The sequence below is a fragment of the Acinetobacter sp. YH16040_T genome (assembly GCF_024605785.1).
Classification (GTDB): domain Bacteria; phylum Pseudomonadota; class Gammaproteobacteria; order Pseudomonadales; family Moraxellaceae; genus Acinetobacter; species Acinetobacter amyesii.
Map to the genome: position 1 here is coordinate 2,951,845 of NZ_CP094541.1, position 18,531 is coordinate 2,970,375.

Genomic DNA, 18,531 nt, shown 5'->3' on the forward strand with positions numbered 1-18,531 from the left:
AATTAACCGAAAGCCTTAACCCAAAGCGATCTGAACATCAACACCAGCTGCAAGATCTAACTTCATCAATGCATCAACAGTTTTATCTGTAGGTTGAACGATGTCGATCAAACGTTTGTAAGTGCGGATCTCGTATTGGTCACGCGCATCTTTGTTAACGTGTGGTGATGTCAAAACGTTAAAACGTTCGATACGTGTAGGCATCGGGATTGGACCACAAACTTGTGCACCAGTACGTTTTGCTGTTTCTACGATTTCTTGAGCTGATTGATCAATTAGACGGTGATCAAAAGACTTAAGACGGATACGAATTCTCTGGTTAGACATACCAGTTAACTCCAAGCCAAATATATAAAGAATCACCCTTGACGCATCTCACCCCACTTTAAAAGAGGCAAGTGTCAAGAGCAGTGAAATATCACTAAGGTCACGATCGATGCCGCGACTGTCACGATGTTAACTACTTTATTCGTAGCTAACCCCCTTCATCAAAGGGTCGCCCATTATAGCTATTGTTTAATGCATAAGCAAATCTCTTTTGCTGTTTTTCTTATATTTTTCATTTTTTATGCAAGATCAATTGCTTAACTTTTAATTAATAGGCGTTTTTTCTTAATACATACTCTATTGCTTGGTTTAGTATTTGATTTCCCTCAATAAATTTGTTCTTTGCGCTTTTCCGTAGATCATGTACTGGCTGTACATGTGTTCCTGAAAAAAATGCCACTTCTTCATCATTTTCCAAAAATAAATCGAGCACTTCTGGGGTAATTTCAGGATGAAATTGGAAGCCCAAAACATTTTGCCCGATTTGATACATTTGATTACGACATGCATCATTTTCCGCCAGCAATACCGCTCCTTTCGGAATTTCAAATGTTTCACTGTGCCACTGCATGACTTTAAACTCTTCCGGTAGTTTGAAACAGTCATGCGGTACGTTAGCGACCTTACGGATGGTCGTCCAACCCAATTCTTGTTGTGCATTTCGGCTCACCGCCCCACCCAAAGCATTGGCAATCAATTGCCCACCTAAACAAAGCCCGATTGCGGGTTTGCCGAGTGCTAAATAGCGTCGCAGCCATCGTTTTTCTATTTTTAACCATGGGAAATTTGCCTCATCATTTACGCTCATGGTCCCACCCATGATGATAAGTAAATCGACATCTTCAACATGCGGCAAAGCCTCGAGATCCAAGGCTTGATCGACAGGTAATGCAAAGAATTCTGTGGCCGTAATTTTGGCCTGATGCTGTTTTAAAAAATCATAACAACTGCCGAACCCTTCGCCAGCAATATGCTGAAAATAATGTACTTTTAAATGCGACTTCATGCGCTAAACCTATTGTTGTTGCTCTGATATCGGTTTTGCAAGAATGAAGCCAACTTTGCTTTTCACTTAATTTTCTATACAAAAGCATCGTAAATCCATGCGTTTTAGTCGTATTCTTTTGAACATTCATTATTATTTTGATCATTTCAGAGCGCCACGTGAAAAAAAATCCTCAAACCGAACTCATTCATGCACCAAGAAAGGCACCGCAATACATCAATAGTGTTCAACCTCCCCTGTTTCGTGCATCCACTATAATTTTCGAAAATACAGATGCGCTATTTAATCGCCATTGGACTGATGATTATGACTATAGCTATGGAACACATGGCACACCCACTACATTTACCCTAGGCGATCAGATTGCTCAGATTGAAGGTGGCTTGTATCACTTACTCGCACCAAGCGGTTTATCTGCAATTAATTTGGTCAATTCATGTTTTTTAAGTCAAGGGGATGAAGTGTGGGTCGCAGATAATATCTATGGCCCAAATATGGACCATTTACGCAATTTAGAAACCTGCTATAGCATCGTGGTCAAGGTTTATAACCCTATTGATGTCGATTCATTTAGCCCTTCAGCGCAAGCCAAGCTTATCTGGTTAGAAGCGGCGGGTTCTGTCACTTTAGAGTTTCCAGATTTAGTCGGCTTGGTCAAAAAAGCTCAAGCGCAGAACATTCTCACTGCACTGGACAATACGTGGGGCGCAGGACTTGCCTTTAATGCTTTTGATTTTAGTGCTGAGCACCTGGGTGTCGATATCAGTGTGCATGCCTTGACCAAATACCCAAGTGGCGGTGGCGATATTTTAATGGGCTCGGTAATTACACGAGATAAAAAGCTTCATCACAAACTGTTTCGTGCGCACGCCATTCAAGGCATTAGCATCTCTGGTGATGATGCCGCGCAAATACAACGCAGTCTGCCTTCAATGCGCCTGCGCTATGAACACCAGTCCCAAAGTGCTTTAACTGTATTGAATTGGCTAAAACAACAGCCAGCCTTTGTACAGGTTTTACATCCTGCCGATGAAGCTTCCGCAGGACATCAGTATTGGAAAGAAATTTGTACAGAACAACACAGTGCCGGCTTGGTCAGCGTGGTATTTAATGAAAAATATAGCTTGCAAGATGTACGCCGTTTTTGCGATGCGCTGAAACTATTTAAACTCGGTTTTAGCTGGGGTGGCCCAGTCAGTTTAGTCATGCTATATAACTTAAAAGATATGCGTGTACTCGAACATTCACATATTCAAACCGGCTTACTGGTTCGCTTTTGTATAGGACTAGAACATCCTGCAGATTTAATACAAGATATAGAAAACGCACTACAACATTTAAATAAACAGCAACTCGAATAAATACAGGAACATCTATGGGTACACCAATTATTATTGGCAAAAAAACACAAGACACTACACAAGATGTGGTGCTTCATTCACAATTTGCAAACCGCCATGGTTTGATTGCTGGAGCCACTGGTACTGGTAAGACGGTGACGTTGAAGGTATTGGCAGAAAGTTTTTCACGGCTAGGTGTACCCGTATTTTTAGCCGATGCCAAAGGGGATGTTTCTAGCCTTGCCAAAGCAGGTGAAAGTAATCCTAAGTTTGACGAGCGTATTAAAAGTTTAAATATCGAGAGCATTCCTTTTGCTGCCTCACCTGTGGTGTTTTGGGATTTGTTTGGTGAACAAGGACACCCCATTCGCACCACCATTTCTGAAATTGGCCCGCTACTCCTTGCCCGAATTCTGAATTTAAACGACACGCAAGAAGGTGTGTTATCTGCGGTCTTTCGTATTGCTGATGATCAGGGCTTATTGCTCATCGACTTTAAAGACTTAAAAGCCATGATTAGCTACGTCAGTGAACATGCAGCTGAATTTAAAAATGAATATGGCAATTTATCGCCTGCAAGTTTAGGTGCAATTCAACGTAATTTGCTTGCCTTGGCAGATCAAGGCGGTGACAAGTTCTTTGGTGAGCCTGCGCTCAATATCATGGATTTCATTCAAACGGATGCACAAGGTCGTGGCAACATCAACCTGCTCGCAGCCGACAAGTTAATGAATACCCCTAAGCTCTATGCGACTTTCTTACTTTGGATGCTGTCAGAACTGTTTGAACAATTGCCCGAAGTTGGAGATATGGATAAACCCAAACTGGTGTTCTTCTTTGATGAAGCACATTTATTGTTTGATAACGCCAGCCCTGCTTTACAAGAAAAGATTGAACAAGTGGTTCGTCTGATTCGCTCTAAAGGGGTCGGCATTTACTTTGTAACGCAAAATCCACTTGACCTACCTGAGAGTGTTTTAGGACAACTGGGTAACCGCGTTCAGCATGCGCTACGTGCATTTACCCCGAAAGATCAGAAAGCTGTTAAGACGGCAGCAGATACTTTTCGAGCCAATCCTGCGTTTAAAGTCGATCAAGTGATTACAGAACTGGCTGTAGGTGAAGCACTGATTAGCTGTCTAGATGAACAAGGCACACCTCAAATTGTTGAACGTGCTTGGGTGATGCCACCCTACTCTTCATTTAGCCCAATTGCTGTAGAAGAACGCAAAGCTCTGATGGCAAATAGCGTTGTCGCAGGTGTGTATGACACCGAAGCAGATCGTGAAAGTGCCTATGAACTTTTACAAAATAAAGTGGCGGAGCGCCAACAACAAGCCGTCCAAGCGGAACAAGATAAAATAGAAGCCAAAGAACAAGAAGCGTTGGCCAAACAACAAGCCAAGGAAGCAGATGCACTCGCTAAACAGCAAGCGCGTGAACAAGAACGCCTTACACGCGAACAACAAAAAGAAGCTGAGCGCTCAGCCAAACAACGTGAAAAACTGATTCAAGACACTGTAGGAACTTTTGCAAAAAGTGCAGCACGCAGCTTGGGTGGGTCGACAGGTCAGAAAATTATCCGTGGCCTCTTAGGTTCTATCTTCGGCAAGAAATAATCTAAAAGCCCAATTAAAAAGTACAAATTTATGGAATCTTTTTATATTCCATAATTTTTTTATGGTTTTTACTAAAACATGTATTGCGCGGATGTATTTTAAAATGTATTTTAAATACATCTTATAAATAACAGCCATGAGAGATCAGCTATGACTCCGCAGCAAATTGACCTAGTAAAAGCTACTGTTCCTGTTCTACGTGAAAATGGTGTCGCGCTGACTGGTTACTTCTATAATCGTATGTTGGGCAATAACCCTGACCTCAAAGAAACCTTTAACATGGGACATCAGCGCAGCGGTGCTCAGGCACAAGCCTTGGCGGGTGCTGTATTGGCTTATGCTGAAAATATTGAGGACCCATCTGTACTTTTACCAGTTGTAGAATTAATTGCGCATAAACATGTGAGTCTTAACATTCAAGCGCCAGACTATAATATTGTCGGCGAAAATTTGCTGCACTCGATCAGTGAAGTATTAAGCATTTCAATGGAAGATCCACTGATTGCAGCTTGGGCAGCAGCATATGGACAATTGGCAGACTTGTTTATCAGCACTGAAAAAGCGATTTATGAGCAACATCAGCAAACTAAAGGCAGTTGGTTAGGTTGGCGTAATTTCAAAATCGCGAAAAAAGTGGCTGAAAGTGATGAAATCACCTCATTCTACCTTGAGCCTTCTGATGGTGGTGATTTACCAAAATATGAAGCAGGTCAGTACATCTCTGTACGTGTATTGGTCGATGAGCTGGGTCTAAAACAACCACGTCAATATACACTGTCTACCAGCCCACAAGACAACTACTTACGTATCTCTGTAAAACGTGAAGATCAGAAAGGTGACTTGGTTCCAGGTTGGGTATCAAATACACTGCATGGCTTGGAGATCGGTTCAGAAATCGAAGTGTCTGCACCAACAGGTAATTTCTTCCTGATTGATTCACAAAAACGCAATGTCTTTATCAGTGGTGGTGTAGGTCTAACACCAATGATTGCGATGCTGAATCAGTTGGTGACTTTAGACATGCCACAACCTGTAACCTTTATCCATGCCTGCCGTAGCAAACAAGTGCATGCAATGCATAAACACATTCAGGATTTGGAAGCAAAATACCCACGTCTTAGCACCTTTACAGCGTATGAGTTCCCTCATGCTAATGATAAGTTAGGTGAAGATTATGATGCTGCTGGTCGTCTAGACTTAGGCAGCATGGATACTGCACTGTTACCGATCAATGCGGATTATTACCTTTGCGGTCCAATGCCATTTATGGCTGAACAACAGAAAGCTTTAATTGCTCGTGGTATTCCTGCTAGCAATATTCACAGCGAAGCTTTCGGCACTGGTGGTGTAAAACACTAACTAAGCTATTCACCTGAAATACAAAGGGTTAGTTTAGTTATGCTAGACTAGCCCTTATTTATTTCTCTCAGACTCACAGTATTATCATGCAACTCAATAAATTCACCGATTATGCATTACGCATTTTGCTCTATATCGCACGTCCTCGTGATGTGCCTTATAACATTGCTGAAATTGCAGAAGACCTGCACGTTTCGCGTAATCACTTGGTGAAAATTGTGCATTTTATGGCAAAGCAAAACTGGTTAATCACCAGCCGCGGCAAAGGTGGCGGCATTCGCCTAAACCCTGAAGCACTTGAGGCTCAGCTCGGTCAAATTGTGCGAATTTTGCAAGGTAATCACCAGATTGTTGAATGCAACGACCCACCCTGCGTACTGCGCAGTCAGTGTGGTTTAAAAAGCATCTTAGACCAAGCTTTAGAACAGTTTTATCAAAGTCTCGATCAGTACAAACTTGCCGATGTCTTGCAACCAAGCAGCGCATCTAAATTTACAACACAATCTCCAATTCAAATGATCAATCTCTAATTTCACTTTGCCTGCGACAAAATTCGCTTGCCTGCCCGACTTCCTTTATAATGCGTGTTGTTAAATCAGTTATTGAAGTTGGGTTATGCATCAGCACAGAGGAAAATCACGAAACAGTAAAGCGGCCAATGCGCCGAAGCAAAAGATTACTTACGAGAAAAAAGTAGACTCTGCGATTACTGAATATGCTGTGCGCTCGCTCAACTGGCTACGCAAAGCTGAGTTCTTAATGAGTGCGCCTAAACTCAACCTCTGCGTTGAAGATACCGGCTATGAAATTGCCTTTGCAGGTCGCTCCAATGCGGGTAAGTCGAGTGCCATTAATGCGCTCACCAACCAAAAACAATTGGCTCGTGCGTCGAAAAAACCGGGTCGGACCCAAATGATCAACTTTTTCAGTTTAGGAAATCCTGATCAACGTTTGGTCGACTTACCGGGTTATGGCTATGCCGCTGTACCTGAAGCGATGAAAATCGTGTGGCAAAAAGAGTTAGAAAACTATCTGATACACCGTGAAAGTTTACAAGGTCTTGTGCTGTTGATGGATATCCGCCATCCACTACAACACTTTGACGTCATGATGTTGGAATGGGCACATTCACGTAAATTGTTCGTACATGTACTCCTGACCAAATCAGATAAATTAAACCGTGGCCCAGCCTCTAAAGCACTACAAGAAGTGAAAGCAGCATTGAAAAAAATGAAGCTAAACTTCTCTATCCAATTGTTCTCATCATTGAATAAACAAGGTTTAGAAGAATTAGCGAGTGTCATGGCGGGTCGTCTCAACTTCACTCTAGAACAATCGACAGAGTTTGATCTCGACAGCATCCCTGAAGCATCAGAAGATGATATTGAAATCGATGCAGACGCGGAAGCATTCGATGACTTCCACACTACATCTGAAGACTTACCCCAAACTGAAGGCAAAAATTCAGACCACTAATCGAGTAATTTTAAAGTCAGCGCAAGAATGATTGTCTGACAAAAAGTATCTTCTGAAGATAATGAAATGTCCTGTATTGCTAATCACAATGCAGGATTTTTTTTGGATACTGAATACATCAGATGTGCACTCGATCACATAAAAACAAGGATAGGTCATGAAATTACTCTCCCGCTTGAAAAACACAAAACTTGGATCATCAATCGAATATAAAATTAAACCACGTAAAGTGAAATTTGAGTGGCAAGATACCCAAGTTGACTGGGTGCCCAACCAAGCTTTTGTCAGCTATTTTATTAATGAAATTAACATGATCTTACCGGCTGGTGAGTTTTGGTTTTGCCGTCTGTATAACAAAGTATTGCCACAAATTAGAGATGAAGCGCAATATCAGTATTCAACGCAACCTTGAAATCATGGATTTTCTCTTTGGCAAACTGCTTGCAGACCAACCTTTAGGGCTCAACGTACCCAAAGCTTTAGATCATCAATGGGATCTCTTTCGTTTAGGGGTGATTGCAACGGTTGAACACATGACCTGTGTACTAGGCAAATATGCTTTATATAATAAAGAGTGGGAACGCCTCGGTGCCGATCCGAATATGCTCGATCTAGTAAAATGGCATGGTGCAGAAGAAATAGAGCATCGTACCGTGGCCTTTGATTTGTATCGTCATCTCGGTGGGGGCTATATTTCTCGCTATTATCAAAGTGTGATCGTAATTGCAGCCGTACTTGGTCTATGGGTCGATGGTGCAGCACATATCATGCAGCAAGACTCGCGCTATGCATCGATTAAACCTGCCGTATATAAACCGTGGATTTGGCGTGAATGGGCGCGTATCGCGCAAAAAGATAATCGATTATTGCCACATCCACTTTGGTTAGTGTCGCAGCAATTGGGGTATTTAATGCCTTGGTACGATCCTGTGCATGAAGCAAAAACGGAAGATGCGATTGCATACCTCGACAACTCTCCTGCTACAAAACGTGCCGCACTGAAAGTCGCTTAAACACCACTTTAAAATCTGTATTAAGCAGGGTTCGCCCTGCTTTTTTTGTGCTCACATCCATTACGCTCCGTTTTTTATTGAGCAATCAACACACTCAAGATGGAAAAGGTCATAAGTTCGAGGTTTAAAGTACAGTTATTCCGAGTTCCCTATTCTCTTTAAAATGTATTTATACTCAGTCTCATCCTAAAATAAAAATAAGCCATTCAGGAGCATCTCCATGCACGCTCACATCTCCGTCATTACACTGGCCGTGAAAGATTTACATGCTGCATTCGCGTTTTATCAGGAGGGTTTAGGTCTAAATAGCGCAGGGATTATTGGGACTGAGTTTGAACATGGCGCTGTGGCATTTTTTGATTTACAACACGGTTTAAAGCTCGCACTCTGGTCACAAGATAGCCTGAGTCATGACACCGGAATCAGTACATCAGCGTTTTGTCCAACTCAAATGTCTCTCGGACATAACGTTAACAGTCCCGCAGCCGTCGATCAAATTATGCAACAAGCCCAACGCGCTGGTGCAAAACCAATTAAGCCCGCACAGCCCACGTTTTACGGTGGTTATGCAGGCTATTTTCAAGACTTAGATGGGCATCTGTGGGAGATCGTCTACAACCCACATTTTAGTGCTTTATCTATTTAATTCGACAACGCTGGTTCATCTACATCTCGCGTATGACGATCCACCACCACACTAATCATCATATCGCCCTGTACGTTCACCACAGTCCGTACCGTATCTAAGAGTCGATCTATCGGCAGTAAAATCGCAATCGCTTCTGCAGGAAGCCCAACCGATTGTAAAACCATAATCATCGTCACCATTCCAGCGCTTGGAATACCCGGTGCGCCGAGTGACGCAATCATGGCGGTTGCACAGACAATTAACTGCTGCCCCAAACTCAAATCTAGTCCCATCAAATTTGCAATAAAAAGTGCGGCAGCAGCTTCATATAGCGCAGTACCATCCATATTCAACTGCGTGCCCAATGGAATCACAAAACCTGCCGTTTGAGGACGGACGCCTAAATTTTCCTGCGCACATTTCATCGACAGTGGCATCGTTGCTGAACTTGAACTGGTTGCAAAAGCAGTGATTAAGGCAGCTCGTGTTCCTCTAAAAAATGTGAATGGACTCATTTTCCCAAAGATCCAAAGCAGCAAAGGTAACACCACTGCCCCATGGAAAATCGTGGTCCCTGTGACTACGGCAGCAAACTCCGCGAGGCGACTCAACACCGAAATATCTTCTGTAGCAATCAATTTAGCCAATAATGCAAAAATACCAATCGGTGCAAGCTTCATCACCCAACCAATGATCATCATCATGATGTCGAAAAATTGCTGACTGAGCTTTCTCACACTTCGGAACTTTTCACCGCCTTTGACCAAGGCCACACCGAGAAATAGTGAAAACACCACGACAGCGAGTACATTGCCATCACTAAAGGCTTTAAACGGATTGATCAGTGTATTTTGAATAAAATTGGTAAAGAATGAACCTGCTGTGAGGGTGTCAGGACTCTGATGCTGTTGCATTGCATCTTGGAACATGATGATGTCCACGCCCTGCCCAACTTTAAAAATATGCGCACATGCTAGACCTAAGATCAGTGCCAAAGTCGTGGTGGTGACACAGCACGCTAAGGTAATTTTCCACGTTCGACTCAGCTGACCACCCGCTTGTAAATTCGATACCCCCACCACAATCGAACTAAAGATCAGCGGAACCAAGATCATTTTCAGCAAGCCAATAAAAATACTACTGGCAATCCCCAAGCCATACAGGCTGGCGGATAAAAACTGCGTCTCTGGAAACTGAATTAATAAAAACCCAAATGCCACACCCAATATTGCGGCAATTAAAATCTGCGTATTTAAGCTCATTGTGCCTTGCATTTATCATCCTTTATTCAGGCACTATGCCATGCGACCCATTGAGAATCGAGGAATTTTTTGTCACATATACTGCTACAATTCTGCAAAGCATGAATTCAGCTCCATTCAACGTGTACCGTACCCCTAACTAGATAGCCCGAATCCGCGAGTAGCTTCATACCAAATATTGACGGACATAAAAAACCGAATCAGAAGATTCGGTTTTTTGAGTATTCACCATGTACGACTTAACACATAGTGCTCAAAGCTTACTGGGTTTCAATTTCGCGTAAACGGATCAAGCCTTCTTGTGTCGTACTACAGACCAACTCACCGTTTTGCCACATGCGACCGAAATTTAGACCACGTGAACTAGCACTGACCGTGGCATCCATGTCATAAAGCATCCATTCATCCACACGGAATGGCTTATGGAAATACATGGCATGGTCAATACTTGCACACTGTAAACTTGGTGATAAATAACTTAAACCATGTGGACGTAGTGCAGTCGTCATCAGCGTAAAGTCTGAATAGAATGCTGCAATGGCCTGATGTAAAGAGATGTCATCAACATCGGCTGCAATCGTGTCATGGGTACGAATATAGTGTGCATACGACGGCGCAGCAGGCTGCGGTTGGTACGGGTTTTGCGGATCAATCGGGCGAATTTCCACATGACGGTCACGCATAAAAGATGCACGGACGTTTTCAGGAACAAATTCCACCATCATTCGTTTTAGCTCAGCTTCAGATTTTAAATCTTCGACGGCTGGATATTCTGGCTCTGCAACTTGGTAATTCAAACCTTCTTCTTGCTCTGCAAATGACACCATACACATGAAAATGGTTTTACCATGTTGAATCGCACGAACCTGACGACTCACAAAACTGCGTCCATCTCGAATACGATCTACTTCATAAATGATCGGTGCATTGATATCACCACCAAATAAGAAATAGGCATGTAAGGAATGAGCAGGTCGATCTGTTGTATAAGATGCCGCACGGAGCGCCTGACCTAAAACCTGTCCACCAAAGACACGCTTCCCGACCAAATTTCGGCTTTGCCCACGAAAAATATTTTCTTCTAATTTTTCAAGACTGAGTAAATCAACCAACTCTTGTGTTAAGGCATTCATAACAAACCTATCTATCATTCGGGATTAAGCTAACGCAGGCAACATCAACAGATGTTTAAATATATTTTCCATTTTGCCATAAATCCAGACTAAAACCCTAAAGATTCGCTGACTGATCTGTCACCTTGCTGATGCAATATAACTGCTAAAAATACGTTTTTTAACGATAAAATCTTACAATATCTATGCAATTTGTCAGAAAATGACATACAGTTTTTAAGTACAATTACGCAGAATAGATTCCCCTCAGAATCTCTGTGGTTTGGTCATGAAAAGTAGGAGTTTGTATGTCCAAGAGCGGCTTTGGTCAGATGTATCGAAAGCTTTCGAGTAAACTGCTTGACCTTGTGGTAACACCGCATGTTTTAGGTGAAGTCCCTGTAGAACCTGTAGTGACTGAAACCGATACAGATACCGGCGTACAGACAACGAAAATTACCTGCTACGTTCTGCAAAATCATTCACGGAGTAATGCTTTAATTGTCGATGGTGAAACCCGTCGTTTAAAGCTACACCCTGCACTCGACCCAATGACTGTGGGTACGCAAACAGAAAAAGCCTCTGTGATGTTTTTACAACATCATGATGAAGACAACTTACTCAATCCACCGCCACATGCCTTTCCACCTCGTTTATTGCGTTTAATTGAGGTTTTGGAAAAAAATCCTGATGCGGATGTTGAGCTCGTTCCTGTAACCGTGCTGTGGGGTCGTGAACCCGATAAAGAAGATTCTTGGTTTAAATTATTATTTACCGATACATGGTCTACACCAAGCAAAGTGAAGCAGTTGGTCAATATTGGTTTGCACGGTCGTCAATCGTACCTTGAATTCCATGAACCACAGTCTTTGCGTCGTTTGGTTGAATATGCCAAAACTACACATCCAAACTTGTCACCTGCGACTTATATTGTCAGCACACTGAATGATTATTTAGATGCACAGCGTGAAGTAGTTTTGGGGCCGGATTTATCTGACCGTCGTAATGTGATGCACGGCCTGATCAAATCTACGGATGTGCAAGATGCGATTCGTCGTGAAAGCATTCGCAGTAAAATCAGTATGGTTGAAGCTGAACGTCGTGCGATTGGTTATTTAAATGAAATCGTTTCTGACTATTCAGCCTCAACGGTTCGTTTTGCTGACTTAGCCCTGACTCGTCTGTGGACACAGCTTTATGATGGCGTCGAAGTGCATAACTTCAGTACCGTTCGTGAACTAGCCAAAGACTACGAGATCATTTACACCCCATGCCATCGTAGTCATATCGACTATTTATTATTGTCATATGTGATCTATAAGCGTGGTTTGATGGTGCCGTACATTGCTGCGGGCGATAACTTAAACATGCCATTTGTCGGGCAAATTTTACGTGGCGGCGGCGCGTTCTTTATTCGTCGTTCATTCCGTGGCAATGGTCTCTACACCACTGTTTTTAAAGAATACCTCTATAGTATTTTGGCACGTAATACGCCGCTCGAATACTTCATCGAAGGTGGTCGTTCACGTACTGGTCGTTTATTACCACCGAAGACCGGCATGCTCGCCATGACTGTCCATGGTCATTTACGCAATCCAGCCAAACCAATCGTGTTCTTACCGACCTATATTGGTTATGAGCGTTTAATGGAAGGTGCGACCTACGTTGGCGAAATGAATGGTAAGCCGAAAGAAGGCGAATCGATCATTGGGATTATGAAAACTCTGCGTAAGATCGAACGTATTTTCGGTAAAGTTCATTTGAACTTTGGTGAGCCGGTTTTCCTTGATGATATGTTGAAACAGCATAATGCAAGCAACATCAAAATCGAGAAAAATGACGATCCAATTCCACCAGAGGTTTCGGATGCCATTAACAGCTCTGCACACGTGATTTTAGAAAATATTAACCGTGCAGCAGTGGTGAACCCAGTTTCATTGCTTTCACTGATTTTATTGGCTACATCTAAACATACTTTAGATGAAGAGATTTGCATTAAGCAGTTAGATACCTATCGCGATCTTTTAACTGCCTTACCTTACGATGAGCGCATGCAAGTAACACCGCTGTCAGGTAAAGAAATCATTGCTTATGGTTTAAAACTCAAGCTGATTAAACGTGTTCATCATGTCCTTGGCGATATTATTGCCATTGCTGATAATCAAGCTGTGCTGTTAACCTACTTCCGTAACAACATCCTGCACGCATTTATTTTGCCATCACTCATTGCCGCTTTGGTTGAACATAATGGTTCTATTCGCCGTGGTGATTTGATTAATGTCATTCGTACACTGTATCCGTTCTTAAAAGCCGAGTTATTCCTTAAATGGAATGATGAAGAACTTAAAGATCAAATCTGTGCGTATGCTGAAGTACTGATCAAAGCCAAGCTAATTTCTGAAGATGCAGAAGGCAACCTGATCTCCCCTGCGCCTAACTCAGAGCAGCACAATCAGTTAGTGGTCTTGGCTGCACCTGTGATGCAAAGTCTAGAGCGTTACTACATGACTTTGGCTTTAATCACACAACGTGGTTCAGGCAACATCTCAACCCGTCAGGTTGAAGAACTCAGCCACTTGGTTGGTCAACGTCTATCTGTGTTATATGAATTTAACTCGCCAGAGTTCTTTGATAAGGCATTGTTCCAAAGCTTTATTAAAGTCTTAACACAACAAGGTTATATCAGCACCAATGAAAACAACGCCATTGTGTTTGATGAAAATTTCCAAAATGTTGCGCAGTATGCCAACCTCGTTTTGGATGATGTGACACTCCAAATGTTGCAGCACATTACAACCTTTAGTGATGAAGAGTTAAAAGAAGCACTTGATAAAGTTGCTGCTGAACAAGCTAAAAAACGTTTGAAACGTAAGAAAAAATAAACCGTTCTGATTTTTTCACCATAAAAGCGGAAGAAGATGAGCAAAATCAGGGACAAGTTGTAAAAAGCTTGTCTCTTTTTTTTTGGACTATACAAAAGTATTTAATATTTTCTTTTTTAGAATTAAGGTATGTACATTCCAAAATTTTGGAGTTCCATTGGCTAGCGGTTTATTGCCTTTAAATTCATTGATATAAATAATATCAAAGTCCGCATCAAACAATTGTTTAAGTTCTTCCTGTTCAAAACCTATAAATTTTTCAGAAAAATTATTTACCCAATGATCATCTTTTCCTAACAGTTGTATGAGTAAAATGCCTTGCTCACTTAAGGATTCCTGCATTTTCTTTAAAACACTTTCAAGCGAATCCGTAGAACAAAAAAATAAACTGAATAAAGCAATAATTAAACTAGCTTTAGGAAAGCTATAGTCTTCAAAGGCCTGATTAGAAAATAAAAAATTCTTATTGTCTTTAAATTTACTTAGACAGATATTTTTAGCTTCAACAGTTGGATCAAATGCATATACTTTAAAATTATGACGGAGTAGAAATGATGATTCATTTCCTGCACCACAACCACAATCAATCGAGATCTTTGGTAAATTTTCAAAATAACTCAAAGCTTTTTCCAGAATCGGTCTATGGGGTAAATTCTGAGTAAGTTCTGCAAATGATTTTGTCATTATTTAATTTTTATCCTTTGAGATCCATCCGAAAATTTGAACAATACATGTTGTAAAAGACCTATCTTATTCATTTATAGAATTTCTTTTAATACTCACCAAGCTGCACTAAATTTTATACGTCACGCCAATTTTACACTACACATCAAAATCAATCGTATACCAACTTAAAATTGCTCTCCATCATTCGCGTTGCATAAATCTTTTTCCCTGTTTCTGCGTCGCTCTCTAAAACCAATTCGGGTAAATGCATGGCTCTTTGCAATTCCAAGATTCGCTTATGCAAAGGTTGAGGTTTATTATCAGTGCAAATATATGATTTTTCATGATGTTCCACGTGAAGTAGATGACACAGAAATTTTGCCAAATCATCGATATGTATTCGATTTGACCAATGGATATTGGGATAGCGATGAGTCGTTTCTGCCAGTTTCTGCATTCGTTTTGTCGATGTGCCATAAATCCCAGATGGACGTACAATCACGCATTCGGTAGGAAATGCTTGTGAGTAGCGATACTCCATTTCGAGTAACAACATCCCCTGCTCATCGATCGGATGTGGCACAGTGTCATCATCAATCCGCTCCCCCGCATGTTCACCATAGACACGAGTGGAAGACACCACGATTAAACGTTGTATTGGATGATGTGCTAATGCTTGAACAATCGGCTGTACAGAATCGACATAAGTGTGTCGGTAAGCATCCACAGCATTGAGTTGAGCATGACGTGCAGGAGCCAAAAGAACATAGACTACATCAATCGGTTGAACCTGCGACAAATCCAGTTGGTGAACATCTTGGATTAAATGTTCTGCAAAATCATCCTCTTTCGCACTACGACTCACTGTGGTAATTTGGTGACCTTGCTGAAATAATTGTTTAGCAACGCGTTGCGATGTTTTACCATAACCGATAAATAGAATATGCATCAAACGACCTATTCTCAGAACTGATCCATTTAGATCATATAAACCGAAGTTGAGGGGACATGGCTGCCGTCCATCAATTGCAAGGGGTTGGCAATGCCGCCGCTGCTTTACTTGAAAAACTAAATATTTTCACGACAGATGATCTTTTGTTTCATCTGCCACGCGACTATGAAGATCGTAGCACGATCATCCCCATGAACCAATTGACCGTGGGTCGAAGTTATTTACTGGAAGGTACAGTCAAAAGTATCGACTTCCCACCCGGTAAGCGTAAATCGATGGCCGCCCTACTGGATGACGACTGTGGCAAAGTTACTTTACGTTTTTACCATATCTACAAAGGCATTACTGATCGGGTAAAACCGGGGAATCGTTTACGGATTTTTGGTGAAGTCCGTGTTGGTGCTCGTGGCTTAGAAATGTATCATCCTGAACTACAGGTGATTACTGAACACACGCCTTTACCACAAACCCAACTCACTGCGATTTACCCTGCAACCGAAGGCTTAACACAGCCCAAACTACGTGAATACGTCAAACAAGCCCTACAGTTATATAGTGATGACTTACCTGAATTACTGCCAGAAAAGTTCACCAATGGCTATGCCCTAAAACAGGCGCTGGACTATATTCATCACCCCCCTGTCGATGCCAATATGTTGCAACTCAGCCAAGGTTCTCATCCTGCACAGCAACGTTTAATTTTCGAAGAATTGGTTGCCCATCAGGTCAGTTTGCTCAGCCGCCGTGCTTATATTCAACAAATCGAAGCACCGTCATTCTCTGCAAGTAAGAACTTCACCAAACAACTTTTAAGTACGCTGCCATTTGAAATGACCGGTGCACAAAAACGCGTATCCAAAGAAATTGCGGTCGATCTGAAAAAGAACAAACCTATGCTGCGACTCGTACAAGGCGATGTAGGTGCAGGTAAAACATTGGTTGCAGGCGTTGCAGCCTGTCATGCGCTTGAGGAAGGTTGGCAAGTGGCCATGATGGCGCCAACAGAAATTTTGGCCGAACAACATTATCTAAATTTCAAAAAATGGTTTGAGCCTATGGGTCTAACCGTGTCTTGGCTTTCCGGCAAGCAAAAAGGTAAAGCTCGAGCTGCTGCAGAACAAAGTATTCAAGATGGTTCAGCCAATTTAGTGGTCGGCACACATGCTTTATTTCAAGACAATGTACAATTTGCCAAATTGGGTTTAGTGATTATTGATGAACAACACCGTTTTGGCGTCGATCAGCGTTTGGCGCTACGGAACAAAGGTCTCAATGGCATGACACCGCATCAACTGGTGATGACGGCAACCCCTATTCCTCGTACCTTGGCCATGTCGGCTTATGGCGATTTAGACACCTCCGTCATTGATGAACTGCCACCCGGTCGTACACCGATTCAAACAGTCACTATTCCACTTGACCGTCGTGAAGAAGTGCTACAGCGGATTGCCAGCAATTGTGCTGAAGGTAAACAAGCCTATTGGGTCTGTACCTTAGTGGAACAATCAGAAACTTTAGATGCTCAGGCCGCTGAAGCGACTTTTAATGAAATTAAAGAACGCTTTCCAGACCTCAATATTGGTCTGGTTCACGGCAAAATGAAGGCCGATGAAAAACAAGCAGTGATGCAGCAATTTAAAAATAATGAATTGCAATTACTGATTGCAACCACAGTGATTGAAGTCGGTGTTGACGTCCCGAATGCCTCAATCATGGTGATTGAAAATGCAGAGCGTTTAGGGCTTTCACAATTGCATCAGCTACGTGGTCGTGTAGGACGTGGTGCAAAAGCCAGTTTCTGTGCCTTGCTGTATAAAAATCCCTTATCGCAAAATGGGCAAGAGCGTTTACGCATCATGCGAGAGACCAATGACGGCTTTATTATTGCTGAAAAAGATTTGGAAATTCGCGGCCCCGGTGAGCTCCTCGGCACTAAACAAACAGGCGATATGGGCTTTCGTGTAGCAAAATTAGAGCGCGATGACCATTTACTCAATCAGGCTCACTATGTGGCTCAACAAGTCCTGAATGACTATCCTGCACAGGCTCAAGCGCTTTTAAAACGATGGCTGCCGGAAGCTCCTCGATACGCCTATGTATAATAATTATTAGGATGACAGATCGATCATCCTAATTATACAGATTGGCTTGAACCAATAAGCTTGTCGAACAGGTTGCTGTGGTGTTGTGATTGCACTTCACCACGAACTGTGCAAAATACTCAAAAAAGAATGATTAGAATAAAAACATGCTCCAATCTATCCAACACCTCATCCAAAAAGGAATACAGAGCGTTTCCCCTTGCCTGCTCTGCGGTATCGATCGACAACAACATCATTCGCTTTGTACCGACTGCTGGGCACAACTGCCTTGGTTTAAACAAGCGGTTGATCGCCATGAACACAGCATCTCTTGTGCCTTTTACTATGATTTCCCTATAGATCGCATCATTCAAAGCTATAAGTATGAGCAACAATTGCACTATCAAAATTTACTGGCACAGAGCCTTTTAAGCTTGCGCTTAGCTAGGGTTCAAGCCATCGTCCCCATGCCTATTTCAGTAGAACGCCTTAAAGACCGTGGGTATAACCAAATGCTGCTCGTTGCACACATGATGGCAAAGCAATTGCGCATCCCTGTTTGGCAACCAGTGATTCGTCAAGCACAGCACGCTCAAAAAGGTTTAAGTCGGCTAGAACGCCTAGAAAATATCGAACAGCAATTTATTATCAACCCAACCGAAAAACGCCGTTTCCGTAAAGTCCTCATCATTGATGATGTGGTGACCACGGGGAGTTCAATCCATGCATTAAGTGAGCTGTTACATCAGCTACATTGCACGCAGGTATATGCCGCATGCATTGCTGCGGCACAGCCTTAGTTTCAAAC

15 protein-coding genes and 1 pseudogene are annotated in these 18,531 nt (G+C 42.3%); 10 read left to right on the forward strand and 6 right to left on the reverse strand.

All coding sequences use genetic code 11. From position 1 onward, the window contains the following. Window positions 1-15 precede the first annotated feature (15 nt). On the reverse strand, window positions 16-327 hold the full coding sequence (rpsJ, locus tag MST16_RS14565) for a 30S ribosomal protein S10 (RefSeq protein WP_000070912.1): 312 nt from the start codon (window positions 325-327) through the stop codon (window positions 16-18). Window positions 328-595: 268 nt separating this feature from the next. Continuing rightward, a complete protein-coding gene (locus MST16_RS14570; protein WP_180008436.1) occupies window positions 596-1,333 on the reverse strand; it encodes a type 1 glutamine amidotransferase in 738 nt (245 codons plus the stop codon). Between the two features lie 158 nt (window positions 1,334-1,491). On the opposite strand from MST16_RS14570, the gene MST16_RS14575 reads away from it, so the two are divergent. The 7 genes and pseudogenes from MST16_RS14575 (at window position 1,492) to MST16_RS14605 (ending at window position 8,786) form a co-directional block, all read left to right on the forward strand. Then, on the forward strand, window positions 1,492-2,694 hold the full coding sequence (locus MST16_RS14575; RefSeq protein WP_180064817.1) for a PLP-dependent transferase: 1,203 nt from the start codon (window positions 1,492-1,494) through the stop codon (window positions 2,692-2,694). Between the two features lie 14 nt (window positions 2,695-2,708). Beyond that, window positions 2,709-4,292 carry a helicase HerA-like domain-containing protein gene (locus tag MST16_RS14580; protein ID WP_180064818.1) on the forward strand — a complete coding sequence of 528 codons (1,584 nt, stop codon included), beginning with the start codon at window positions 2,709-2,711 and terminating at the stop codon, window positions 4,290-4,292. A gap of 150 nt (window positions 4,293-4,442) precedes the next feature. Continuing rightward, window positions 4,443-5,651, forward strand: a complete 1,209-nt coding sequence (hmpA, locus tag MST16_RS14585) for an NO-inducible flavohemoprotein (protein WP_078192460.1) — start codon at window positions 4,443-4,445, stop codon at window positions 5,649-5,651. Between the two features lie 86 nt (window positions 5,652-5,737). Then, window positions 5,738-6,181, forward strand: coding sequence for an Rrf2 family transcriptional regulator (locus tag MST16_RS14590; RefSeq protein WP_078192461.1), 444 nt, complete (start codon window positions 5,738-5,740; stop codon window positions 6,179-6,181). Window positions 6,182-6,266: 85 nt separating this feature from the next. Further along, window positions 6,267-7,127, forward strand: coding sequence for a ribosome biogenesis GTP-binding protein YihA/YsxC (gene yihA / locus MST16_RS14595; RefSeq protein WP_180039474.1), 861 nt, complete (start codon window positions 6,267-6,269; stop codon window positions 7,125-7,127). Between the two features lie 157 nt (window positions 7,128-7,284). Beyond that, a pseudogene (locus MST16_RS14600) lies at window positions 7,285-8,140 on the forward strand (metal-dependent hydrolase). Window positions 8,141-8,360: 220 nt separating this feature from the next. Beyond that, window positions 8,361-8,786 carry a VOC family protein gene (locus MST16_RS14605; RefSeq protein ID WP_180092101.1) on the forward strand — a complete coding sequence of 142 codons (426 nt, stop codon included), beginning with the start codon at window positions 8,361-8,363 and terminating at the stop codon, window positions 8,784-8,786. On the opposite strand, the gene MST16_RS14610 is transcribed toward MST16_RS14605, so the two are convergent. Together MST16_RS14610 and MST16_RS14615 are read right to left on the reverse strand one after the other, a co-directional pair. Continuing rightward, window positions 8,783-10,042, reverse strand: a complete 1,260-nt coding sequence (locus MST16_RS14610; RefSeq protein ID WP_180092103.1) for a dicarboxylate/amino acid:cation symporter — start codon at window positions 10,040-10,042, stop codon at window positions 8,783-8,785. The genes MST16_RS14605 and MST16_RS14610 overlap by 4 nt on opposite strands. A gap of 248 nt (window positions 10,043-10,290) precedes the next feature. Next, entirely contained in the window at window positions 10,291-11,163 is an 873-nt protein-coding gene (locus tag MST16_RS14615) for an acyl-CoA thioesterase II (protein ID WP_180026061.1), read from the reverse strand. Window positions 11,164-11,450: 287 nt separating this feature from the next. On the opposite strand from MST16_RS14615, the gene plsB reads away from it, so the two are divergent. Further along, window positions 11,451-14,024, forward strand: a complete 2,574-nt coding sequence (gene plsB / locus MST16_RS14620) for a glycerol-3-phosphate 1-O-acyltransferase PlsB (RefSeq protein WP_180092105.1) — start codon at window positions 11,451-11,453, stop codon at window positions 14,022-14,024. Window positions 14,025-14,111: 87 nt separating this feature from the next. Here plsB and MST16_RS14625 read toward each other — a convergent pair whose 3' ends face one another. After that, window positions 14,112-14,708, reverse strand: coding sequence for a methyltransferase domain-containing protein (locus MST16_RS14625; RefSeq protein WP_180010516.1), 597 nt, complete (start codon window positions 14,706-14,708; stop codon window positions 14,112-14,114). Between the two features lie 151 nt (window positions 14,709-14,859). Continuing rightward, window positions 14,860-15,639, reverse strand: a complete 780-nt coding sequence (locus tag MST16_RS14630; RefSeq protein WP_180064820.1) for an NAD-dependent epimerase/dehydratase family protein — start codon at window positions 15,637-15,639, stop codon at window positions 14,860-14,862. A gap of 59 nt (window positions 15,640-15,698) precedes the next feature. On the opposite strand from MST16_RS14630, the gene recG reads away from it, so the two are divergent. Beyond that, the gene (gene recG, locus MST16_RS14635) at window positions 15,699-17,744 is read left to right on the forward strand and encodes an ATP-dependent DNA helicase RecG (protein WP_078189293.1); all 2,046 of its coding nucleotides are present in this window, start codon (window positions 15,699-15,701) and stop codon (window positions 17,742-17,744) included. Window positions 17,745-17,890: 146 nt separating this feature from the next. After that, window positions 17,891-18,523: a ComF family protein gene (locus MST16_RS14640; protein ID WP_180064821.1), complete on the forward strand. Its 633-nt coding sequence runs from the start codon at window positions 17,891-17,893 to the stop codon at window positions 18,521-18,523. Window positions 18,524-18,531: the final 8 nt, after the last annotated feature.